This window comes from Paenibacillus sp. JT31N11, from assembly GCF_056269285.1.
Genome location: NZ_JBWDNQ010000010.1, coordinates 75,180 through 96,160 on the forward strand (window position 1 = coordinate 75,180; position 20,981 = coordinate 96,160).

The window sequence follows — 20,981 nt, forward strand, 5'->3', positions numbered from 1 at the left end:
GTGGAAATTGAACGGAAAGCAGGCGGATTGCTTCTATGCCAACATCGAATCCGGAAACAAAAGTTGCCGGCCGGAAGGAATCATGCTATTCTTTTTCTTGGTACTACCAGAATACCAATAAAAACTGAAAGCAAAGGAGCAGCCGCCAAAATGTCCGAACAAACCAGACCCCATCAGCATCTTCCCGTTTATAATACCGAGGATTGGATGTACGAGGAATTCGAGCCCGGAAAGCAGGTAAGATCGATACGCAGAACGATTTCCGAAGGCGAGAGCATGCTGTTCAATTCGCTCGTTCTTGATATGCATCCTTATGTGGGGGACGAGATATTTGCCAGAGAAGAAGGGCTTTTCCAGAAAAGGCTGGTTGCGGGCGCGATGGTCTTCAGCTATGGCTTGGGGTTAATGGCACACAATAATATCCATACTTTCAGCTACGGCTACGACAAGCTTAGATTTATCAAGCCCGTCTTCATAGGAGATACCATCTATACAATCAGAACTCATATGGACAAAAGACCGAAGTATAAGGAAATGGGACTTATCCGCGTGAGCTATGAAATCTATAAAAACGAGGGCGAGCTTGTGCTGTATTGCGAGCATCTGCAAACGGTCAAGTATCGCCAACCGGAGCAGTGGCAGGATCAGGTCGAGAAGAAGTAAGGCATATCTGAAAAAGTATGCACAGACTTGGGGTTCTCCCAACAGCGGTCCTATGAATCAGTCATCCGAATTTTACATAAAAGAACCTCCGATCCACTGCTTAAGTGGGGTCGGAGGTTCTTTTGACTACCAAAATAACGCCAGGCAATTATGATCGTCCTCACATCATGACACCGGATAAAGTATCTGCGGCTTATTCGTTGAGGAACAGATCCGCTTTGCTCTGAATGAGCTTTGCAACGTCCGCCGCCGATTTCTGGCCCTTAAAGAATGCCTCGCTTTCTTCCGTAATGATATCGGTTATCTTCGAATTTCTGCCGACGGAATGAACCGCTCCCGTCACGCTGCCTTCCAGCCCGTCAAGCAGAGCGGGGTCGAACTTGAACGCGTCGGTTTCCGCGGGGCCGTTCTTGTAGGCAGGCACCTCTCCTTTGGCGCGCAGCTCCTTGATCTGTTTGTCGAAAGCGATTCGGTTGATCGCAAAGCCGGTGTTGCCAAGTGAAAGATCCGGCTCGGCCTCGCCTTGCTCCGACAGGATAAATTTGACGAAATCCCAGGCCTGCTGCTTGACGGGCGAGGCGGCATTTATTCCGATCGTTCCATTGGGGGTAAAATAGCCGCCCGCTCCCAGTTCCTGCGCATGCGGTTTCGTATACAGCTCCCCCTCGCCGTCATAACCGCTCAGTGTCATCAGATACTCCATAGGCGACTGGAATTGCGTTTCCTGGAAATAAGTATGTACTTTTGTCCGTTTGCCGCCGGCGAGAGCGTCGAAAACAACTCCGTCGTCGAACATCTTTTTGACTTGCTCCATCAGGCTGGCGAAGGATGCCGAATCGAAGTTTGCCTTGCGGCTGGCCTCGTCGATGAACAGGGCATAATTATCGCTGACCATCTCGGTCAGCAAATAGGCAGGGCTGCTGCCCAGCGCGTTCGGGTACTCGCCCTTCTCTGCCAGCTGCTTCGCCGTTTCGACGAAATCATTCCACGTCCAATTCGAATCGTCTACTTGTACGCCGGCCTTTGCTATGGCGTCTTTGTCGCCGACCATGCCGTCGAGGAAAAATGACAGCGGTAAACCGTAGAGTCCCCCGCCAATTTGCGTATTGTCCAAAATATTGGCGAAATAATCCTCCTTCCTGAAGGCCGCATCCTGCTTCATCAAATCGTTAAAATCGGCGAGCAGATGCCGGCTTGCATATTGGCCGGCCGGCAGCATATCCAATTCCATCAGGTCGGGTCCCTTGCCGGCCAGCATTGCCGTATTCGTGGTCGTGACAAATTTATCGATATTGGCCAACTGCGTATCCAGATCCGTAAATTCGGCTTGCGCGGTCTGCAGCTCGATCTCAACATTGGGATGGGCCGCCTCATACTTCTTCTTGGCCGACTGCAGCTGCTCGCTTGGGGTGAACGTCGCAAACACAAGCTTGACAGGGCCGTCCGGCGCTTCGTTCCCGCCCTGCGCCTGACCGTTCGTTCCCGCCGCATTATTCCCGCCTGCATCGGCCTTTCCCGGGTTTTGAACGGACGCGGTATCGTCGCTCCCCGCATTATCACCGCCGCTGCCGCTGTTTCCGGTACAGGCGGAAAGACAGAGCAGTATCAGACAAACTACGATCGTAAATCCGGTTTTCTTCATGATAAGCCACCTTTTCTCATTTGTTTTCATACATTGAATTGCCATCGCATAAGCGTGACCCATTAAATGTAAAGCAAAGATATGTCCATTTTTTCATCAATTTGTTAACAAATTGTCTCTGAATCTGCCCATCGCCGCACATGGCATAAGAAAAAAGACCGTCTGGGAAAATACGTCCCAACGGTCTTTAACGGAGTTTTTATCAATGGATTATTTCTGGAACTCTTTTGGCGTGCAGCCGGTGACCTGCTTGAAAATACGGCTGAAATAAAACTGATCGGGATAGCCGACCCGTTCTCCGACTTCCTTGATCGTCAGATTCCGATGATGGGTCAGCAGATATTTAGCCTCGTTAATGCGCAGAGACGTCAAATATTTGGAAGGCGGCTCCTCCGCGTATTTGATGAATATTTTGCTTAAATAAGAGGCGTTGAAGTTGAAGCTCCGCGCGATCTGCTCCATGCTGAGGTCCTGCTGGAAATTTGCCCGCATGAAGCTCTGCACCAGCTGAACAATTTCCTCCGGATTGCCGCCCGGATTGGGAGAGCCCTTCATATTTTCCTTGAACGCGGAACGTTCATGGTCGATCAGTGTTTTTATTCGTGTCAATACGCGCTTTAATTCCTCGGATGCAATCGGTTTCAGCAAATATTCGTCAACGTCGTAATGCATGGCCGAGCGGGCATATTCGAAGTCCGCATAACCGCTCGTAATGATTTTTCGTACGCGGGGATAGTACAGATGCATGGACTTGATCAGGCTCATGCCATCCATCACAGGCATGCGGATATCCGTGACGAGCAGATCAGGCTGCTTCACGCGGGCCAGCTCCAGCGCTTCGCGGCCATCCTGGGCAGCGCCGACAACCTTCAGCGTATCGTCCATGTTCTCGATTTTGCGGACAAGACTGTTCCTGATCAGATCCTCATCCTCAGCGACAATAATCCGGATTTGCACACGTTCTTCGATGCTGCTCGCCTCCTATGCTGCAACTTCCAAAAGTTTGATTTTAAGCACCGGAAACAACCTCTATAATGTTCCGCCTATGATGATGGTTGCCCCTGCCCGCGGCCGGTTATCTATCCGGAAAAGCATATCCCCGCCATAAGTCAGCTTCATGCGGATATAAATATTCAGCAGACCCATTCCATCGAGCTGGAGCACGGGAATGACATGGGTCTCGTTGATCTCCCGGATTCTGCCGTTCAGGCTGCTCAGGCTGTCCTCCGTGAAGCCCGGGCCGTTGTCCGACACCTCGATTTGCCACCGGTTATCCTGTATAATCCCTTTGACCTGAATCATCCATGGCGGCTCGTTCGTCGTACAGAACTTCAGGGAATTCTCCACGAGAGGCTGAATGATCAGCTTGGGAATCCTCAGCTTGAGGATGCTCTCCTCAATATCGATGCTGTACTGGAGCTTCTTCCCGTAGCGGATCTGGTTGATCTCCAGATATTTCTCGGTGTGCAGCACCTCTTCCCCAAGATCCACCAGAGATTCGTCCGACGAAAAATAACGCAGGAAATGCGACATGTTCTCCGTCATCGAGATGATCTGCTCGTTCATATTTTCCTCAGCCATTGCATGGATCGTAGCCAGCGTGTTGTAGAGAAAATGCGGATTCATCTGCGATTGCAGCGCAACAAGCTTGGCCTGCATCTCCTGCGACTGCGACAGAAGCAGCTCGTCCATGGACTGTTTGAGCCGCGAGCTCATCTGCTGGAAGGAAAAGTGCAAATGATCCAGCTCGGTCAGGCCGCTGTTCAGCTCCAACGCCGCTACCCTGCCGGTTCCCAGATCCTCCAGGCGCATGCTGCGGATCGTGCGGTGGATTTTCAGAATGGGGAAGGTGATCCGCTTGGCCGCAGCGAAGGACAGCAGAATGGCAAACAGCATGATGATGAAGGCAACCAGCACCGTCCGCTTGGTGAACACGAACAGGGGTGCAAGCAGCTTTTTCTCCGAAACGATGATCACGGTATTCCATCCCGTAAAGCTGGAATGATGGTACGACAGCAGCTCTTTACCGCCGGTATCGGGATTCACGAATGGCAGATAATCGTTCTCCGCCTGCGCCGCCTTGCCGGTCGGCAGCTTCATGTAGGCAGAGTATACGGACGTATCGGCTTGCAAGGGATAGACGATCTGCCCCGCATCGTTGTAAACCAGAACCTTGGCCTGGTATGGATTTTGCTTGGAAAATTCAATCATGCTCGCGAAGATCCGGTTGAAATACTGCTTGACCTCCACGATGCCCATCGGTTCGTTGTAGCTGTCGTAGAAAAGCCGGAACAAGGAGATGGAGTACTGCTTCTCGCTGGACGAAATAAAACGGGTCATCTCCTCGTCGGGGACGGGAAGCGTGATAGTTTTGCCCTCGGTGTTGTTGATGACCTGCTCGTACCATGGCTTCTTGGAGGAATCATAGGTGCGCTCTCCATTGTCGAAGCCGTTGCCGTACACCTTGTTTTTGAAATCATAGAGATACAGCTGCTCCACCGGCCTTGAGGGGCCGATTGCAGCGGTCAGAATCTCGGCCAGCTGCTTGGCATTCTCGATGGAGCTCATCACGGGATTGGTCAGGCCGGTCGGATCGGTCTCATCCTCTTCCCCGGAGATGAACTTCTGAAAATGGGTTTTGACCAGATTGGAATACAGGACATTCAAGGAAACATCATTCATTTTCTGAATTTCCGAATCGTTATGCTCCTGCATGGATTGGCCCATGCTCTGAAGCGTGTCGGCCGCGTTCTGCCTCAGCAGATCGGATGCCCACATATAGAACCATATCACCAGAACAGTGAATACAATCACGATAATTAGAGAATAGGTAAAGAAAAGAACGCTCTGGATGTTTCTGAATTTATTCCACATAGCTGCCTCCAGGAGCCTCAGATTACCGATCATGCTTTATTTTCCGCTCTGCTGCGTCATTTGTCAAAAGGTATTTGAAAGCGCATTCGGTAAAAAAAGTACATAAAACGAGTCTATTTTCTCCATGGTGGAACCGCTGCCAAACATTTTATAATGGGAGCACATCGATTGTGAAAGCGGATTCAATTGCATGTTACAAAAACGAGTTATCAACCAAGGGGAGCGTGTCACATGAAAAGATCGTTAGGGATGGCAGCAGTCGTTGTTCTCATCATGGCCTTGATTGCCGGCTGCGGCGGCAACAACAATCAGGCATCGAATGAAGGCGGGACGAATGCGGCGGCAGGCAATAATACGGATGCCGGCAATACGGGCAATACATCCGGCAAGAAGGATATCACACTTACTTATATTGCCAGCCAAGGCTGGATCAAGGATGCGGAAATGACGCTTGCCAAGAAATTTGAAGAAGAGACCGGCATCCGCATTGATTATCAGATCGTGCCGGCCGACCAATATTTCAATGTGCTGAAAACCAAATTGAACGCCAAGGAAGCGACCGACCTGTTCGGCGGCCAAAGCGGCCAGAGCGAAATCAGCCTGAACTACAATGTGGAGAAGAATGCGGTCGACCTTAGCGGCGAAGAGTGGGTGCAGCGTGAAGATCCGCTCAGTATCGAGCAGCTGACGCTTAACGGCAAAGTGTATGCGCAAACGATCTGGGATACGGGAAGCAGCTTTGTTATCGTCTACAACAAACAAATCTTCGAGAAGCTGGGCCTGAGCATCCCCAAGACCTATGAGGAATTCAAGGCGGTCTGCAAAGCAATCAGCGATTCCGGCGTGACGCCGCTCTACGAGCCGATTGCCGACGGTTGGCACCATACCCTGTGGTTTGCCGAGCCGGGACCCCGCTATGATGAAGTCACACCTAATCTGTACAACGATTTGAACGCGAACAAGAAGAAATTCGCCGATGATCCAACCATGCTTCTGGCGCTGAACCAACTGAAAGAAATCTATGATTTGGGTTATTTCGGCGACAATGCCTTCTCGGATACGGGTGCAGATTCGGCAGCAAAAATGGCAAGCGGACAATTCGCCATGACGCTTGCCGCACAAAGTCTCGTCAACGATATTGAGAAAGCGGATCCGAATGTGAAAGCGGACGGCTTCGGCTACTTCGTCATCCCGCTCGCAGACAACCAGATTTATTACATCAATCCGGGCGGACCAAGCAAATTCATCTATTCCGGCTCCGAGCATATTGAAGAAGCGAAGCAGTATCTGGCTTACCTGGCGAAGCCGGAGAACCTGCAGTACATGCTGGATAACGATCCGACGGTTTCCAACCTGAACTACTCGGGACTGAAGGACAAATACAATGCTGAACAAAAGAAAATGATGGCGACCTACACCAAGAAGGGCACCGATATCCAGGACTACGTCAACTATGTCAACCCGCAGTGGATGGACATGGGCAAGGATATCGTGGCAATGCTGAGCAATGCCATGAAGCCTGAAGAAGTGCTGACAAGCATTGATAAACGCAGAGCCGACATGGCTGCTGTAGCCAAAGATCCTGCCTGGACGAAGTAAGCAGCGCAGCGCTGAATATACGCAATTCCAGATAAAAAGACGGACGGATCATAACCCTGCCCGAGGGCTTCCTTAGCGGGGTTATGTCCTTTTTCGATAACGTCAAACCAGCGAGTGGGGATGAGATACTGTGAGAAATAAAATCTATCCGCTATATTTTACATTCGGCACATTAGCCCTTTATCTGATATTCTTTGTTGTTCCCGGCTTGATGGGATTTTATTACTCCTTGACCGACTGGAACAGCTATTCGGATACGATACATTTCATTGGACTGGATAACTTCAAGGTTCTGTTTGCAGCTGATGAAAAATATGTGAGCTACATTATCAATACACTGGATTTCACCGTTTCCACCGTTATTTTGAAGACTGCTCTTGGCCTGATTTTCGCATTGATCGTGAATGAAGGCATCAAGATGAAGGGATTTCATCGCGTCTTGATCTTTATGCCTTCCATCGTGCCCATGCTCGTTGTCGGTCTGATATTCAAATCCATTCTGAATCCGGCCACAGGCCTGCTCAACACCGCACTCCGCTTCGTGGGACTCGACGTTCTGACGCAGAAATGGCTGGTAGACGCCAACTGGGCGTTCAAATCCATCATTGGCGTGGACACCTGGAAAGGCGTCGGCTACATCATGATCATCCTGCTGGCAGGTCTGCAGGCTATCTCGCGTTCCTATTACGAGGCCGCCGAAATCGACGGCGCCAACGCCTGGCATAAATTCCGTTTCGTGACCCTGCCGCTTCTCATGCCGGCGCTTGTTGTCACAACCGTGCTCAATCTGCTGCATGGGCTGAAGGTGTTCGAGGTCGTTTATGTGCTCACCAATGGCGGACCCGGATATGCGACCGATGTGCTCTATACCGCGATCTTCAAGGAATTTTCCATGGGCCGCTACGGTGTAGGTACCGCGCTGTCCTCCATCCTGTTCCTGTTTATGACGATTGTCGGCTATTTTGTCGTACGGCTTATGGCCAGAGAGGAGGCGCGTGACTAATGAAAATGACACCGCTGAAATCCTTTCTACGCAACGGCTTCGCCTGGCTGCTGAGCGCCATTACGTTTTTGCCGCTGCTCTTGATCATCTTCAACTCGCTCAAAAGCCAGGCAGAGGCCAATACCATGAGTCTGTCGCTGCCGACCAAGCTCCACTGGAGCAATTATTCCGTTGTCATCGAGCAGGGCAAGCTGATCCAGTCTTTTTTCAACAGCCTGCTCTATTCTTCCGCCTCGACCGTACTGGGCATTATCCTGTCGTCCATTGCTGCATATGTTTTTGCGAGGAATGCAACCAGGCTCAACCGTTTTCTCTATTTCTTCGTTATCCTTGGCATCGCGATGCCAATCAATTTCGTCACCCTGACCAAGGTCATGCAGGCGACGCATCTGATCAACACGCAGCTGGGCATCATTATTTTGCTGGCAGTCATGTCCATCCCCTTCAGTGTATTTCTGATTTACGGCTTCGTCAGCTCCGTTCCCAGAGAACTGGATGAGGCCGGCATTGTGGATGGATGTCCGCCGCTGCGGCTGTTCTTCTCCATTGTGCTGCCCCTCCTGACCCCGGTTATCGTGACCGTGGCGATTCTGAATTTCATGGGGGCCTGGAATGACTTCGTCCTGCCGCTGTATTACCTGAACAGCTCGGAGAATTGGCCGATGACGCTGGCGGTCTACAACTTCTTCGGACGGTTCTCGGTCAACTGGAATCTGGTTTCGGCCGATATCGTATTGACCACCCTGCCGGTTATCGTGATCTATTTGCTGGGCCAGCGGTATATCATCTCAGGTATGACCTCCGGCTCGGTGAAAGGCTGATTACCGGCGGGGGCGTGAGTGAGAGAACGGAAGGTTTATTGAATGGAGCACGGGTGATGTGCATGCGCAGCCGGGACTTGTTCACCAGTTCATAGAGGAGGTCAACGCGATGTTTTTCCATGATTTGAGGCTGGAGCAAGAGCTCAAGATCGAGATGAGAATCGATGGCGAAGTGGAGCATGAGCTGCACATGCATGATTTGCTGGAAATCAACGTCCTGCTGGAGAACAAGGCGCAGTTTCAATTATTGAACAAATCCTATACGGGCGAAGGGGGGGACGTGTTTATTTTCCGCCCTTACGCGCCGCATTATAATCTGGCCGATGAGGCAGACAAACCGATCAAGTGGATTATGGTCTTGTTTTCCCCTTCCATCGTCCGGCTGATTCCTTACGGCTACCGGCTGCTATATCCTTTTTATACCGAGTCGGCTTCGCCGCATATCCCGGCTTCCTCGGCCTTTGCGCACAGCATCCAGACTGCAGCGGTCAAAGCGTATGAGGAGCAGGAGAAACAGCTCCCGGGCTGGGAAGCGAATCAATTCATGTATTTCATTGATATCCTGGTCAATGTCTTCCGCTATGCGATGGATGCTTCGGCACGAACCGGGGATGCGGAGGTTGAAATCGACTCCGGCGTCGTGTCCGCTGTGGAATATATTTTGCGTCATATCACCGAGGATATCGACGTTCATGATTTGATCGAGCTGTACGGCAAGGGGAAAACCTATTTTTATACGAATTTCAAGCAGGCCGTCGGCGTAACGCCGAATCAGTTCATCCATCGTTTGCGGATGCAGATTGCCATGTATCTGCTCAAGACGACGAATAAGTCGGTCACGGATATCGCTTTCGAGTGCGGCTATAATTCCATTCATTATTTCAACAAGCATTTTAAGCAGTACCGCGACATATCGCCCAGAGAATTCCGCAATCAGACCAAGAAGGCGATGTGAATTCAGCGTTTTACAGGAGGATTTCGCGCAATGACCGGTCGCGATCTGCTTCGGCCGATGCTGGATGCTTTCCGCGCGCGGGATATACGGGCAGGTTTATATTATTCCTTGCTTGACTGGCATCATCCGGATTATACCGTGGATGTGAAGCATCCAGAGCGCAATGACAAACGATTTGTCGAAGATAGCAAAAGCCGTGATTTCAGCAAATATGTCGATTATCTGCATGGGCAGACACGGGAGCTGCTGAGCGATTACGGCGATATCGATCTCCTGTTCTATGATTTCTCGATTGCGGCCGAGGCCGGCTTCGCGGGGAAAGGCAAGGAAGAGTGGCAGAGCGAGAAGCTGGTGAAGCTGATCCGCGGGCTGCGCCCGGATATTCTGCTGAATGACCGGCTGCAGCTGCCGGGAGATATCATAACGCCGGAGCAGTATCAGCCCCGCGAATGGATCAAGGTCAATGGGCAGCGCGTGGTCTGGGAGGCCTGTCATACCTTCAGCGGTTCATGGGGTTACTATCGCGACGAAGAATCATGGAAAAGCGTCGATATGCTCGTTCAGATGCTGATCGATACGGTCAGCAAGGGCGGCAATCTGCTGCTTAATGTCGGCCCAACCGGACGGGGCGAATTCGACGAGCGGGCGATTGGCCGGCTGAAGGGCATCGGCGGCTGGATGAAGCGCCACAAGCGATCCATTTACGGCTGCAGCGCCGCTCCGGAATCGTTCCAGTGCCCGGTTGATTGCCGGTTTACGTATAATGAGGAAGCTGGGCGGCTTTATTTGCATATTTTCAACTGGCCGTTCAAGCATATTCATCTTCAGGGCTGCTTCGGCCAGGTGGAATATGCGCAGCTGTTGCATGATGCCTCCGAGATCCGGATGATTCAGGGCGAGCAGGAAATGACAATGGAGGCCGGAGCATTCAATGAAGGCCGCCAGGCCGGCACCTTGACGCTGGAGCTCCCGGTCAAGAAGCCGAATGTTACGGTTCCCGTTATCGAGCTTTTCTTGAAGGGCAAGTGAAGGGCAGGCTAGATCTGTAAATCACTTAACAGCATACAATCCATTAGGAAGAGTCAGTCCAGGCGTGATATCGCCTGGTTTTTTTCTTTGCGGTCGATTTTCCAACCCTGGAATACAAACGATATAATAGAACCAATAATGCCGGAGGAAAAGCAGAGGAGAAAAAGGTAGTGGCCCTGAAGCTGATTCAAAGCGGACAGGACAACGCATTTGTCGCTGAGATTACCGGATTATCCGTAGATGTGATTGAAGGATTGAGAAAAAAATAAAGCATGATTTAATGGATTTTAAGCCTCAAGGGAACCATACCTTCGCGGCTTTTTTTCTACGACAGAATAATTAACTAACTATTACAAACGAGATCCCATTCTTTCTCCAGCTTATCCAGATATGCCAGAGGATCCCGGTTAAAACGCCGACTTTAAACGTGTTCGCTCTATCTCATTTTCCATTGGCTCTTTCGTTCCTTGAAAGATGAGTAACCAACTGTGCACAAACGGCCCTTTATGTGCCCATGGTTGAATACGTCATGTACCAAAAACGATGATCATTTCGCCATTACGCTGAATGTAGGTATTCCAATTCCGTAGTCCCGTAATGCGACGATGGCTGGCTTTCGTTTGCCGCCTCTCGGCGTGAACTTCCCCCATACTTCGATATAGCGAGGCTCCATCAGCCGTATGAGATCGTTCAATGATGTTGACGCAGTCTCCGGGGAAATCCCTGTGATTCCGGAACCTGAACAGGTACATTTTGAGCGATTTGATCTCGACCATCCTGCGGTCCGGGATATAGGAAATATAGATGGTGGAGAAATCCGGCTGCCCGGTGACGGGGCAAAGGCTCGTAAACTCGGGGTAGTTGAATTTGACGAAATAATCCCGGTACGGATGCTTATTCTCGAATGCCTCCAGCCCTTCGGCAATCTCCAGCCTCCGCTCGAAGGTGAATCTCCCCACCTGATGGAATTCAAAAAAAAAAATTTCGAAGACTGTGATAGAAAATGAAGTTCCATTGTGTCTATAGATCGAATCCATATCGAAGGCGCCCCCAGCGGGTTCCTGTGATAGGAGAAACCTAAAGAACAAAAGGAGAATGAACAATGAGAAAAGTCGTATTATTCCTGCATGCATCGCTGGACGGCATCGTCGAAGGACCGAACGGAACGATGGACATCAATTGGATTTCCTATGACGACGACTTGGCGAAACACGCCGATAACCTTCTGAGCACGGTAGACACGATTTTGTGGGGACGCGGGACGTATCTTATCATGAAGGACTATTGGCCGACCGTGCCTTCGAATCCGTCGGCCACGCCGCACGAAGTCGAACATTCAAAGTGGTTGGATCGCACGGCCAAAATCGTATTCTCCTCCACTTTGGACAACATAGACTGGGTCAACACCCGATTGGTGAAAGACAATGCGGCGGAAGAAATCATGAAACTGAAACAACAGCCAGGCAAGGACATCATGATCCTCGGCAGCCCCGGGTTAGGGCACAGTCTAATGCAGCTCGGCTTGATCGACGAATTTCAAATTACGGTGTCGCCTATCGTGGTCGGCTGCGGTTTGCCGTTATTCAAGGGGATCGACGACAAGCTTCGCCTTAAACTGCTTGATAGCAAAACACTGCCATCCGGCGTTGTCTGCCTCCATTATCAGGTGCAGAAATAATCCGGCAGGAAAGTCCCGCTATTCGTCGAATAACTTGGTTATCCTGCTAGGGTGTGCATACAGCAGGTTTCACCATCACAAGGAGGCATCGTGGATCATTCGTTGGATTTGAAGGACTTGTTAACGCGTATCCGACAAGGCGACCATGCGGCATATGAGACGATTTTCAACCGGTATCGCGCGGCGGCGATGTCGTGGGCGCAAAGTATCGTCCGCGATCCCTACTTGGCCGACGATATCGTGCAGGAAGCGTTCATCCGCATGAAAGACAAGCTGCACCAGTTGAAGGACGATCATAAATTCGCCGCCTGGTTCCGTCTGATGATCCGCCGCATGGCGATCAATGCGATCCGCGGAGGGGACAACCGGCGCACGATCGCCATCGAGGAGATGCCCGAGGCGGGACCTGCGAATCGCGGCCGGTCCGACGAGATCCGTGAGTGGCAAGAGCAAGAGGCCAGCGCCGAGCTGGTTCGCCGCTCGCTCGCCAAGCTGTCCAAGCAGGCGCGGGACGTTCTGGACGCCGCCGCCAATGAAGAAGCTACGCCGGAACAACTGGCGGACCGCTATAATATGAAGAAAAGCAATGTCTACAACATCCTCTCCAGAGCCCGGCTCAAAGTGAACGACGAGCGGTTCCGGGAAGAGATTGCCGCCTATTTGCTGGAACGGGAAACGCACGGTCACCCGAGCTCCTGTTTGCTGCCGGCGCCGACCTATCCGAGGCCTTATGCGTTCATCTCGGCCATGATCGGCGAAGCGCTGGGCACGGCCGATATTACGAATTTCACGTATACGGATCTGATGGGAATTTCGACGGAGGCTTTCCGCGTCAATATGCCGGAAAATTGCGATTGGCATGGCATACTGACGTTCGACTGGAGCTATGCGGCATACCGGACCGTCGAACGGCTCGGCTTCAGCGGAGTTTGTGTCGGTAGACCGCAGCAGACGACGATGACGCCCGACATGCAGGTCCGAATGCTGTCAGTCGTCCACGGATCGGTCGATCGGGGGATTCCGTCCGTTATTTGGAATATGGAGCGGAACGAAATGGGCTTTGCCCACGGGTACGACGATCGTTCGCAGGAGATCCGATACAAGGGATACAGCGGGGAAACGCGGGTTTATCGTTATGACCAGTTAGGACGGCAAACCGACGAACGGCCGGTCTTCGTCTTCGGATTGCGAAGAAGGGTGTCGCCACCTTCATCGGAGGACACGGTGCTTCGGGCGATTGTCGATCATGCCCGGGGCAAGGAGCCGCCGCTCAAGGGCTACGTCTTCGGTCTGGATGGTTATCGCGTCTGGCTGGAAGGGGCTCGGCGCAACACGCTCGATCTGAGCGGACATGCTTACCAGGTCGCCATTCTGGCCGAGGCGCGCCAGCAAGCCGCAGCTTTCCTGGAACTGCTGGCGGATAGATCCCGCGGTGCAGATCGCAGAACTCAACTTCTGGCGGCGGCCGATTGCTACAAGCAAGTGAGCAAGTGGTTCGTGCGGCTCTACCCGCGGTTCCCGTTCGGCTACGGCGGCAGCCCCGCGAATCGGTGGCGGGATATCCAGGAGGGGCTGCAGGCGGCATGGGATGCGGAAGAAGAAGGCATCGCGCGAATTGAAGCTGTCATCGCCGGATCATGATTACAAAAATCCCAATATCCCAATTGAAGGAGGAAGTTCAACATGTCCCACCCGATCTCGCCTCGCGTGCCGTCCGTGTTCGTGCCGGTTCGCGATCTGAAGCTGGCAACTGAATGGTACGCCAATTTGCTCGAACGGCATATTGTCCCGAGAGAACATGAAGACGGCATATACATCTTCGACTTCGATGGTACGGAGGTCATCCTCGACAGCAATGCCTGGGGGTCTCCGTCCACCATGATGTTTGATTCGAAGGATATCGCCTCCGCTTACGATTTCTGTGCCGGTCAGCGGTACGACACATTGACCGACGTGTTCAGCGACGAGTATATCTCCGTCTTTACCGTCAATTCGAAACTGATTTGCCAGGCGCACCGGATGCCGGAAACGGCCAAATCGAAGCCGGCGCATGCGCTTCTGTCGAAGATCGGTCATGTGCTGATCCATACCGATACGTTGAATGAAACCGTGGAATGGTACGAAACATTGGTCGCGCGAACCGCCGAGCCGGACTCCAGATTCCCTGAGCTCCGCTGCATCCGGCTGGAGAAGGGCGCGCACCTGCTCTTCGACGACAAGCGGCTTTGCGAATCCGGCAAGCCTGTCGGCATTATCGAGACCCCTGACCTGGATGCGGCTCTGGCTCATGTGCAAGCCAAGGGAGCGACCGTCGCCCGCGGCATGGAAACCCGGATGGGCGTCCGCTGCTTCGTGTTCGGCGATCCCGACGGCAACGAGTTTATCGTGTGCGAGGCCAATGCGTGACGGAATTTCCTCCTGATCGGCCAGCCTGGAAACGAATAGCGACAATTTGGAGTGGTATTTACCACATTCGGGCTTGTCCCGGTCAAATAGCCACAATTCACTGTCGCAATACCCGGGATTCCAGCAGAACTTCGACACAGAGGCTCGAATAACGCACGAAATTGTGGTTATTTCCGATGGGAGGATATCGTGAGATAGCCGATCCTTTTGTGGGTATTCCCGGGAGAGATCGACGGATTGTCCCTCTATGTTTCCGATTTGAGGGGGTTGTTCGTTAATTATGCTGGCATAGGAAAAAAACTACGGTTGACCAATTGACTAACTGGATATTCCAAGACCTCTGTCGAAGTAGTGAGAAGCTAATCGACGGAGGTCTTCCTTATATGCCCTTACCGAAAAATCGAATCGTACCTGAGAAGAAAATTTACTTTCGGGCGGAAATCGAAACCTGCCCCGACTGCGGTAACAAGTTGAGACGCCACCATACCGCTTGGAAAAAGAATATCTCTACGCTCCGTCGGAGAGCTACGCTTCAAACATCACGTCGAGAAGGAGACGTCTACCGAAGCAGAGATCGCAAAGGATTATTTAGCCGCCATGCGTTCCATTTTGCTCGAGGACGGGAACCCGCCTCTTGAATCTACCTGGTGTTCGTGTCTTTGAAAATGCTCAAGCCGTTCGGCAATCGCTGGACCGAAGCTTGACTAAAAAAGGGGCTCGCGCTCCTGAAAAGAATTAGCAGAATATTTAGTAAACTGAGTGAATTTCAGCAAACTTACGAGGCCGTTCGTCGCTGGCAAAGCGTCATTTTGCAAATAGCGAAACTCTTGGAACCCTCGCCCGATCAGACGAGCGAGTCCGTGCGCTTCCACATGGAGCATCCCCTCAATTGGATGCAACAGAACTACAACAAGCCCGGCGACGAAGTGTTGGTGAATAACGTGTTAGCGTACACCAAGGGATTTTGGAATGGCCTGTTTACTCGCTACGACGCTCCTCATGTGCCTCGAACGAATAATGACCACGAACGCTTCTTCCGTCAGACAAAAACGAAATACCGCCGGATGACTGGCCGCCGCAGGGCTGTGTTCTCTAATCCTTGCCGCGAATCATTAATTCTGCCGGACTGCGAAGGTCAGCGAATTTGACGGACTTCAAAATCGAGCGTAAAACCGGCAGAATCGCGTTTGTACATCCGCACCTCCGAGCTGCCGAAGCGCTGCATCCAGCAGTCGCGCGCTCCCATCAGGTGAGAAGCCTGCTCCATCACGGCATCCGCGAGGAAGTCCGTCGTCGGCAGCCATGCTCCGCCTCCGGAGAATTGCCGCGCTTCCTGCCACTGTGGAGGAAGCAGCCACTTCGCCGCAATGACGGTAGCGCCGCCGGATTCCGCTCTTCTGCGAACCGCAAGGAGCGTCTCGTCAGAGACAGACGAGCCTGCTACGACAATCAGCCCGGGATTCCCAAGCTGCGCATCTGTGACGAATTCATCATAGACCAGCACATTGCCCGACGGGTAGAACAGTGGATGCATATTGGCTGGAGCGTCGAGTGTTTTCCCCTCCCAGAGGGGGAACTCAGCAGCAGGAACCAGTCGCTTCAGCTCATGGCGCGGGAAATCGAATCCGGCAATATGCATATTATTGCCGTGGGCAGGAATTGAACCGCCGCTAAGCAGATGCCACACGTCGAACACCGAACGGGAAGAAGCTGGCACCGCCAGTTCACGAGATCCGAACAGCCGCTCGTTCTGGCCGTAATTGCTGTCGTCGGAATGAATAACGGCAATATCGGGATCCGCATCCCGGTGCGTCCAGCTCAAGGGATTAGCCGGAACGAATTCACGGACAAATGCCTCCCATACCTCGCCGAAAGCCGTCTTGCGGAACACATCCTCCTTGAATTGCAGAAGCACATCCACATTCTCCGTAAACAGGCGGCTTGGACCCATGTAATAACCCATCCGCAGCGCCGACCCGAATTCTTCGGGCGAATGACCGGGAAATCCCGGCGTACGGATCGGCCACGGCCCCACGTCGGGCCCCCATAGATCCGCGCAAATCCACATGTCGCGCCCGTATTGCCTGGCCGCTCCCAGAGCGTTCGCCAGCTGCAGCGGCTGGAACGATTCCTTCATGATTTTCGGGCAAAGCGCCATTCCTCCGCGGGCTTGTGCGTGAAACAGCACCGGAAATACCTGCTCGCTGAGGAGAGGGACCTTCGAAGCGTCGAAGCCCGCCCGGGCCAGAATCTCCCGCACATGGCGGACACGCCGCGCAACCGAATCCGTCATCAGGCGGCGCGCCTCATTCAGATCCTCCACTTCGCAGGAGCCCCAATGCGGGAACCAGCCATCCTTGCGGTATTGACCCGCATTAATCTGCAGATGCTCGGGCTCGTCGTACAGCAGTCCGATAAGCTTCCCGCTGGCCGCCGCTTCCCGCAGAGCGTCGTCCGGCATATCATAGCGGTTGGTGCCTTCCACCCAGGGGCCGTTAATGTTCCCATATTCATTGCCCAGACATAATTCAATGCCATAAGACTTGGCATCCTCGAGCAGCTCCTTCTGCCCTTCAAGTCCCGGAAACAGATGATGAACATAGAATTCTGCGCTGAGCTCCTGCAGCGCCCGCATGAAGGCATGCCTGCCCGGGGCTGCGTCCTGAGAAGGATAGATGCTGCCCGTTCCCGTTCGCATTACCCGGTCCGATGCTTCGCCGGCCCACGGGTCCTGCCAGCCGATTACGGTTCCTTGAATACCGAATTTCATAAATAAGCTCCCTTCAAGAGGTTGTTCATAAATTTGATTACAACTAAAGAAAAGCAAGCCGATGCACACGTTAGAAACGGGACATCGGCTTTGTCTTCAACTTTGAAGTTATGGTTCTCATCCTTTAGGATATAAATGGTAATAATTTAAAATTTATGGTTATTGGCTCACTTGATTGTATGAACGACTTTCAGCTTCGCCCGTTCCTCGTCGGTATATTGCGCTTGCAGCTGCTCCCAATAGCGGGGCGGTGTTGTCGTTTCGCCATGGAATTTGAAGCCGCGCTCGTTAAGCTTGATATCCCCGCTCAGATCGGTCGCGTCAAAGCCCATATCCACTCTTTTCTTCAGCATCGTCTGGATGGCCTCGCGGCGTTCTTCGCTCCAGCCCGGCAGATCCTTGGCCCAGGCTTCAGGCGCATAGCTGTCCTGATACACATCTTCATTCACATAATGCACATAGAAAATCCGTCTTTGTTTGTCGGAATAATTGAAGGACGAGCCATGCGGCGTGGACAGGCAGTGGAACAGCACATCGCCGGGCTCCATCTCCAGCGGTACGGCTCCGCAGTTATTGTACAGGTCTTCCTCGGACACCTGCTTCAAATCCACATGGCCCACCAGATGGCGCCCGTGAATAGCGAATACGCCGCCGTTGTCCGCACCGGAATGGTTCAAATAAATATCGGTGGTGAAGTTGGGAATGCCGAAGGTTTCAGTGCGTTTGGCGGCGCCATACGGCGGGTCCTGGTGCCAATGAACGGGCGCGCCGGAATTGGCCAGCTTGACGACAAGCGAGTCATTCCACGGGTAGAAGGAATGTCCGATGATTTGTCCAATATTTTCCAATAGTTCCTGATTGACGGTAGCCGCCTGGAAAATATCGTCCCGCTGCCACATTTTCTCCGAACGCCAGTAGGTTTCACTGCCATCTTTATTTTTATAATAGCGGTGCTCCTCGCCTTCCCGCGCTACGCCTTCCGCTTGCGTCGAATCGGCTGCTTTTTGCAGCAGCTCCAGCTCTTTGCCTTTAAATAAACCTCTCATGATCAAATAGCCGTTCGCATGAAAGTAGTCGATTTGTTGTTGAGTCAACATGGGTTCATGTCTCCTTTATGTTCGTCGTTTTGCTTGCAGGAACATCGTAACATAGCGGGCAACCGCTTACTTTTCTTAACACGCCTCCAAATTTGCAATTTTGTTCAAAATGCTTTTCGTCTGCCAAATGCCGCATAAGTGGTGGAAAATAACAGTCCAGGCGATAGCGGGAAAAGAAGCCTGAGGCTGGATGAAATCGGGATACAGCGGTATCCAGCATCGGATTCCTACAATAATACCCGTGCGGCAAACGTCCCGGCAAGGGAACCATCCGGATATTGAACAAAATCGCAAATGTAAGGCCATGTCCTGACAAGTTTGCCGGAGCGCATTCCGCTATACTTTTGGTAAGCACACGATAAGGACTGAAGAAGGAGAGATTAATGACTATGAATTATAGAACATTGGGAAAATCGGGCTTGCGTATATCGGAGGTTGGATTCGGCGCATGGGGAATCGGCAAGACCAGCTGGGTAGGCGCAGAGGATGACGAGTCGCTGCGGGCGCTGAATCTCGCCATTGACCGGGGCATTAATTTTATCGATACGGCAATGGGCTACGGCAATGGACACAGCGAGCGGCTGGTCGGCGAATTGATCAAATCGCGCAGCGAAACGATCCATGTCGCGACCAAGGTATCGCCGATCAATCTCAAATGGCCGGCGGTTGCCGGAACCCCTGTTGAAGAAGGCTTTACGGCTGAGCATATCATGAAATGCGCGGAGAACAGCCTGCGGAATCTTGGACTGGAGACGATTGATGTTCTCCAGACGCATGTGTGGCTGGATTCCTGGAGCGGCGAGGGCGACTGGCTGGATGCGGTGGTCAAGCTGAAGGAGCAGGGTAAAATCCGCGCCTTCGGGATCTCCATTAACGATCATGAGGCGGACAATGCGATAAAAACGCTGGAGAGCGGCGTAATCGATACGGTGCAGTTCATTTATAATATTTTCGATCAGACGCCGGAGGAAAAGCTGCTGCCGGCATGCATCAAGCACAATGTCGGCACGATCATCCGTGTACCGCTTGATGAAGGCGGTCTTACCGGCAACGTAGGCCCGGATACGACATTCCCGGAGGGCGACTTCCGCAACGGGTATTTCCGCGATGACCGCAAGCAGGAAGTATACGACCGTGTGAAAGCGATTGCCGGCGATCTGGACGCTTCCATGGAGCAGCTTCCCGAGATCGCGCTGCGTTTTATACTCTCGCATCCCGGCGTATCGACCGTTATTCCGGGCATGCTGAGGAGCCGCGAAGTGGAGATGAACTGCGCGCTTGGCGACGGCCGCGGGCTGCCGGAGGAGCAGGTGCAGAAGCTGAAGAAGCATGCATGGTTCCGCAATTTCTATAAATAGGGGGCGAGTGAATTGACGAAGGTGCTGTGGTCGGAGCTGTTCCCGGATGAATTCCGGCAGCTGCTGGAGGAATGTCCCTTGGTTTATTTGCCGCTTGGCATCTGCGAGCCGCATGGACAGATCAGCGCGTACGGCCTGGACACGATCAAGGCGGAGTATCTGTGCGCCGAAGCGGCGCGGCGCGGCGGCGGAATTGTTGCCCCGTCACTGGGCTACCACATTCATGAGGCAGGGTATCACGCGCCTTGGCTGAGGGAAGAGGTAGGGGAGATCAATCCGCATATGACGGCAATGCCGCCGCATGTGATGCTGTATTTCTTCCTGTATCAGTTAAGAGCGTTCGTGAATGCGGGCTTCAAAGGAATTATCGTCGTATCCGGCCACAGCGGCGGGAATCAGGAGGATTTGCGGAGGGCTGCGGAGCTGTTTCAGAGCCGGATTCCAGTGGCAATGTGGGTCGGCAGCGACCCCGAGCTGGTAAGAGGGCTCCATGACGGCGACCATGCAGGCAAATATGAGATTTCGCAGCTGATGTATCTGCGTCCGGATTTGATCGATGAATCGCGGCGTGAGCTGGAGAGCCTGCCCGGAAGCGGCGGACGGCTTGCGCTGGGGGCAGATGCCGGTGAGGCGTCAAGCCAGCTTGGCGAGCGGATCATGGAGGATTCGCTGCTCCAGTTAGGAGAGATCACAGGCAGGCTCCTGGCCGAGATCAGGGAGCAGCCGGAAGTCTCTGCGGTTATTGATTATGCGGCGATAGAATCGATATATGCCGAATTGCTCACAAGTAAAGGCCAGTGGCGAACCGCCTCGCCATATCCTGCCCAGGAGCCGGTTCCGGAGGATTCCCGATGGAAGCCTTATGAATGTATTAGATAGTCTGCCTTAAAGGCTGATAATGGCCTTCATTGCCGGAAGGTAATCTTCATTTTGGCAAAAGCCGGAGCAGCATATAATTGCCGGGAAGCAGCCTTGTTTCCGGTCAGATATGACGGAAATCCCGCCTTGATAGCGCTCTAGAGCAAACTATATGAAGGCAAACGTGCCTTCATACCGGTCCAGAGCAAACTGTGTTTTCGGCAAGCC

Annotated in this window: 17 protein-coding genes and 1 pseudogene; 12 read left to right on the forward strand and 6 right to left on the reverse strand. The window is 52.6% G+C overall.

Annotated elements, in window-relative coordinates:
- The first annotated feature begins 150 nt into the window (after positions 1-150).
- Positions 151-663, forward strand: a complete 513-nt coding sequence (locus AC0YNV_RS27795) for a MaoC family dehydratase (RefSeq protein ID WP_475770952.1) — start codon at positions 151-153, stop codon at positions 661-663.
- Between the two features lie 193 nt (positions 664-856).
- On the opposite strand, the gene AC0YNV_RS27800 is transcribed toward AC0YNV_RS27795, so the two are convergent.
- The 3 genes from AC0YNV_RS27800 to AC0YNV_RS27810 form a co-directional block, all read right to left on the reverse strand.
- Positions 857-2,305: an ABC transporter substrate-binding protein gene (locus AC0YNV_RS27800; RefSeq protein WP_475770953.1), complete on the reverse strand. Its 1,449-nt coding sequence runs from the start codon at positions 2,303-2,305 to the stop codon at positions 857-859.
- 210 nt (positions 2,306-2,515) lie between these two features.
- Positions 2,516-3,262 carry a response regulator transcription factor gene (locus tag AC0YNV_RS27805; RefSeq protein WP_475770954.1) on the reverse strand — a complete coding sequence of 249 codons (747 nt, stop codon included), beginning with the start codon at positions 3,260-3,262 and terminating at the stop codon, positions 2,516-2,518.
- 72 nt (positions 3,263-3,334) lie between these two features.
- Positions 3,335-5,179 (reverse strand): cache domain-containing sensor histidine kinase, encoded by a 1,845-nt coding sequence (locus AC0YNV_RS27810; protein WP_475770955.1) that lies wholly within the window; start codon positions 5,177-5,179, stop codon positions 3,335-3,337.
- 231 nt (positions 5,180-5,410) lie between these two features.
- Here AC0YNV_RS27810 and AC0YNV_RS27815 point away from each other — a divergent pair, with 231 nt between their 5' ends.
- From AC0YNV_RS27815 to AC0YNV_RS27835, 5 genes are all read left to right on the forward strand, one after another.
- The gene (locus AC0YNV_RS27815) at positions 5,411-6,778 is read left to right on the forward strand and encodes an ABC transporter substrate-binding protein (RefSeq protein ID WP_475770956.1); all 1,368 of its coding nucleotides are present in this window, start codon (positions 5,411-5,413) and stop codon (positions 6,776-6,778) included.
- Between the two features lie 130 nt (positions 6,779-6,908).
- Entirely contained in the window at positions 6,909-7,781 is an 873-nt protein-coding gene (locus AC0YNV_RS27820) for a carbohydrate ABC transporter permease (RefSeq protein WP_475770957.1), read from the forward strand.
- Entirely contained in the window at positions 7,781-8,602 is an 822-nt protein-coding gene (locus AC0YNV_RS27825) for a carbohydrate ABC transporter permease (protein ID WP_475770958.1), read from the forward strand. The genes AC0YNV_RS27820 and AC0YNV_RS27825 overlap by 1 nt, the downstream gene beginning before the upstream one ends.
- 109 nt (positions 8,603-8,711) lie before the next feature.
- Positions 8,712-9,557, forward strand: coding sequence for a helix-turn-helix transcriptional regulator (locus tag AC0YNV_RS27830; RefSeq protein ID WP_475770959.1), 846 nt, complete (start codon positions 8,712-8,714; stop codon positions 9,555-9,557).
- A gap of 30 nt (positions 9,558-9,587) precedes the next feature.
- A complete protein-coding gene (locus AC0YNV_RS27835) occupies positions 9,588-10,586 on the forward strand; it encodes an alpha-L-fucosidase (protein WP_475770960.1) in 999 nt (332 codons plus the stop codon).
- A 622-nt stretch (positions 10,587-11,208) separates the two neighbouring features.
- Here the strand turns inward: AC0YNV_RS27835 and queF are convergent.
- Positions 11,209-11,545, reverse strand: a pseudogene (gene queF / locus AC0YNV_RS27840) (preQ(1) synthase); the annotation flags it as partial.
- Positions 11,546-11,688: 143 nt separating this feature from the next.
- On the opposite strand from queF, the gene AC0YNV_RS27845 reads away from it, so the two are divergent.
- The 4 genes from AC0YNV_RS27845 to AC0YNV_RS27860 all read left to right on the forward strand — a co-directional run bounded on the left by AC0YNV_RS27845 (position 11,689) and on the right by AC0YNV_RS27860 (position 15,818).
- Positions 11,689-12,264 (forward strand): dihydrofolate reductase family protein, encoded by a 576-nt coding sequence (locus AC0YNV_RS27845; protein ID WP_475770961.1) that lies wholly within the window; start codon positions 11,689-11,691, stop codon positions 12,262-12,264.
- Between the two features lie 90 nt (positions 12,265-12,354).
- A complete protein-coding gene (locus AC0YNV_RS27850; RefSeq protein ID WP_475770962.1) occupies positions 12,355-13,905 on the forward strand; it encodes an RNA polymerase sigma factor in 1,551 nt (516 codons plus the stop codon).
- Positions 13,906-13,947: 42 nt separating this feature from the next.
- A complete protein-coding gene (locus tag AC0YNV_RS27855; RefSeq protein ID WP_475770963.1) occupies positions 13,948-14,670 on the forward strand; it encodes a VOC family protein in 723 nt (240 codons plus the stop codon).
- Between the two features lie 893 nt (positions 14,671-15,563).
- The gene (locus AC0YNV_RS27860) at positions 15,564-15,818 is read left to right on the forward strand and encodes a hypothetical protein (protein ID WP_475770964.1); all 255 of its coding nucleotides are present in this window, start codon (positions 15,564-15,566) and stop codon (positions 15,816-15,818) included.
- Here the strand turns inward: AC0YNV_RS27860 and AC0YNV_RS27865 are convergent.
- Both AC0YNV_RS27865 and AC0YNV_RS27870 read right to left on the reverse strand, forming a co-directional pair.
- Complete coding sequence (locus tag AC0YNV_RS27865) at positions 15,806-17,440, reverse strand: hypothetical protein (RefSeq protein ID WP_475770965.1); 1,635 nt, start codon at positions 17,438-17,440, stop codon at positions 15,806-15,808. The genes AC0YNV_RS27860 and AC0YNV_RS27865 overlap by 13 nt on opposite strands.
- Positions 17,441-17,607: 167 nt before the next feature.
- The gene (locus AC0YNV_RS27870) at positions 17,608-18,537 is read right to left on the reverse strand and encodes a phytanoyl-CoA dioxygenase family protein (protein ID WP_475770966.1); all 930 of its coding nucleotides are present in this window, start codon (positions 18,535-18,537) and stop codon (positions 17,608-17,610) included.
- Positions 18,538-18,926: 389 nt separating this feature from the next.
- On the opposite strand from AC0YNV_RS27870, the gene AC0YNV_RS27875 reads away from it, so the two are divergent.
- Both AC0YNV_RS27875 and AC0YNV_RS27880 read left to right on the forward strand, forming a co-directional pair.
- Positions 18,927-19,895 (forward strand): aldo/keto reductase, encoded by a 969-nt coding sequence (locus AC0YNV_RS27875; RefSeq protein ID WP_475770967.1) that lies wholly within the window; start codon positions 18,927-18,929, stop codon positions 19,893-19,895.
- Between the two features lie 21 nt (positions 19,896-19,916).
- A complete protein-coding gene (locus AC0YNV_RS27880; RefSeq protein WP_475771099.1) occupies positions 19,917-20,774 on the forward strand; it encodes a creatininase family protein in 858 nt (285 codons plus the stop codon).
- The last annotated feature ends 207 nt before the right edge of the window (positions 20,775-20,981 follow it).

Bases quoted from the DNA above. Each gene is read 5' to 3' on its own strand.
- AC0YNV_RS27795 (WP_475770952.1), top strand. From the start codon at position 151: ATGTCCGAACAAACCAGACCCCATCAGCATCTTCCCGTTTATAATACC.
- AC0YNV_RS27800 (WP_475770953.1), bottom strand. From the start codon at position 2,305: ATGAAGAAAACCGGATTTACGATCGTAGTTTGTCTGATACTGCTCTGT.
- AC0YNV_RS27810 (WP_475770955.1), bottom strand. From the start codon at position 5,179: ATGTGGAATAAATTCAGAAACATCCAGAGCGTTCTTTTCTTTACCTAT.
- AC0YNV_RS27815 (WP_475770956.1), top strand. From the start codon at position 5,411: ATGAAAAGATCGTTAGGGATGGCAGCAGTCGTTGTTCTCATCATGGCC.
- AC0YNV_RS27825 (WP_475770958.1), top strand. From the start codon at position 7,781: ATGAAAATGACACCGCTGAAATCCTTTCTACGCAACGGCTTCGCCTGG.
- AC0YNV_RS27830 (WP_475770959.1), top strand. From the start codon at position 8,712: ATGTTTTTCCATGATTTGAGGCTGGAGCAAGAGCTCAAGATCGAGATG.
- AC0YNV_RS27835 (WP_475770960.1), top strand. From the start codon at position 9,588: ATGACCGGTCGCGATCTGCTTCGGCCGATGCTGGATGCTTTCCGCGCG.
- AC0YNV_RS27845 (WP_475770961.1), top strand. From the start codon at position 11,689: ATGAGAAAAGTCGTATTATTCCTGCATGCATCGCTGGACGGCATCGTC.
- AC0YNV_RS27855 (WP_475770963.1), top strand. From the start codon at position 13,948: ATGTCCCACCCGATCTCGCCTCGCGTGCCGTCCGTGTTCGTGCCGGTT.
- AC0YNV_RS27860 (WP_475770964.1), top strand. From the start codon at position 15,564: ATGCAACAGAACTACAACAAGCCCGGCGACGAAGTGTTGGTGAATAAC.
- AC0YNV_RS27865 (WP_475770965.1), bottom strand. From the start codon at position 17,440: ATGAAATTCGGTATTCAAGGAACCGTAATCGGCTGGCAGGACCCGTGG.
- AC0YNV_RS27870 (WP_475770966.1), bottom strand. From the start codon at position 18,537: ATGTTGACTCAACAACAAATCGACTACTTTCATGCGAACGGCTATTTG.
- AC0YNV_RS27875 (WP_475770967.1), top strand. From the start codon at position 18,927: ATGAATTATAGAACATTGGGAAAATCGGGCTTGCGTATATCGGAGGTT.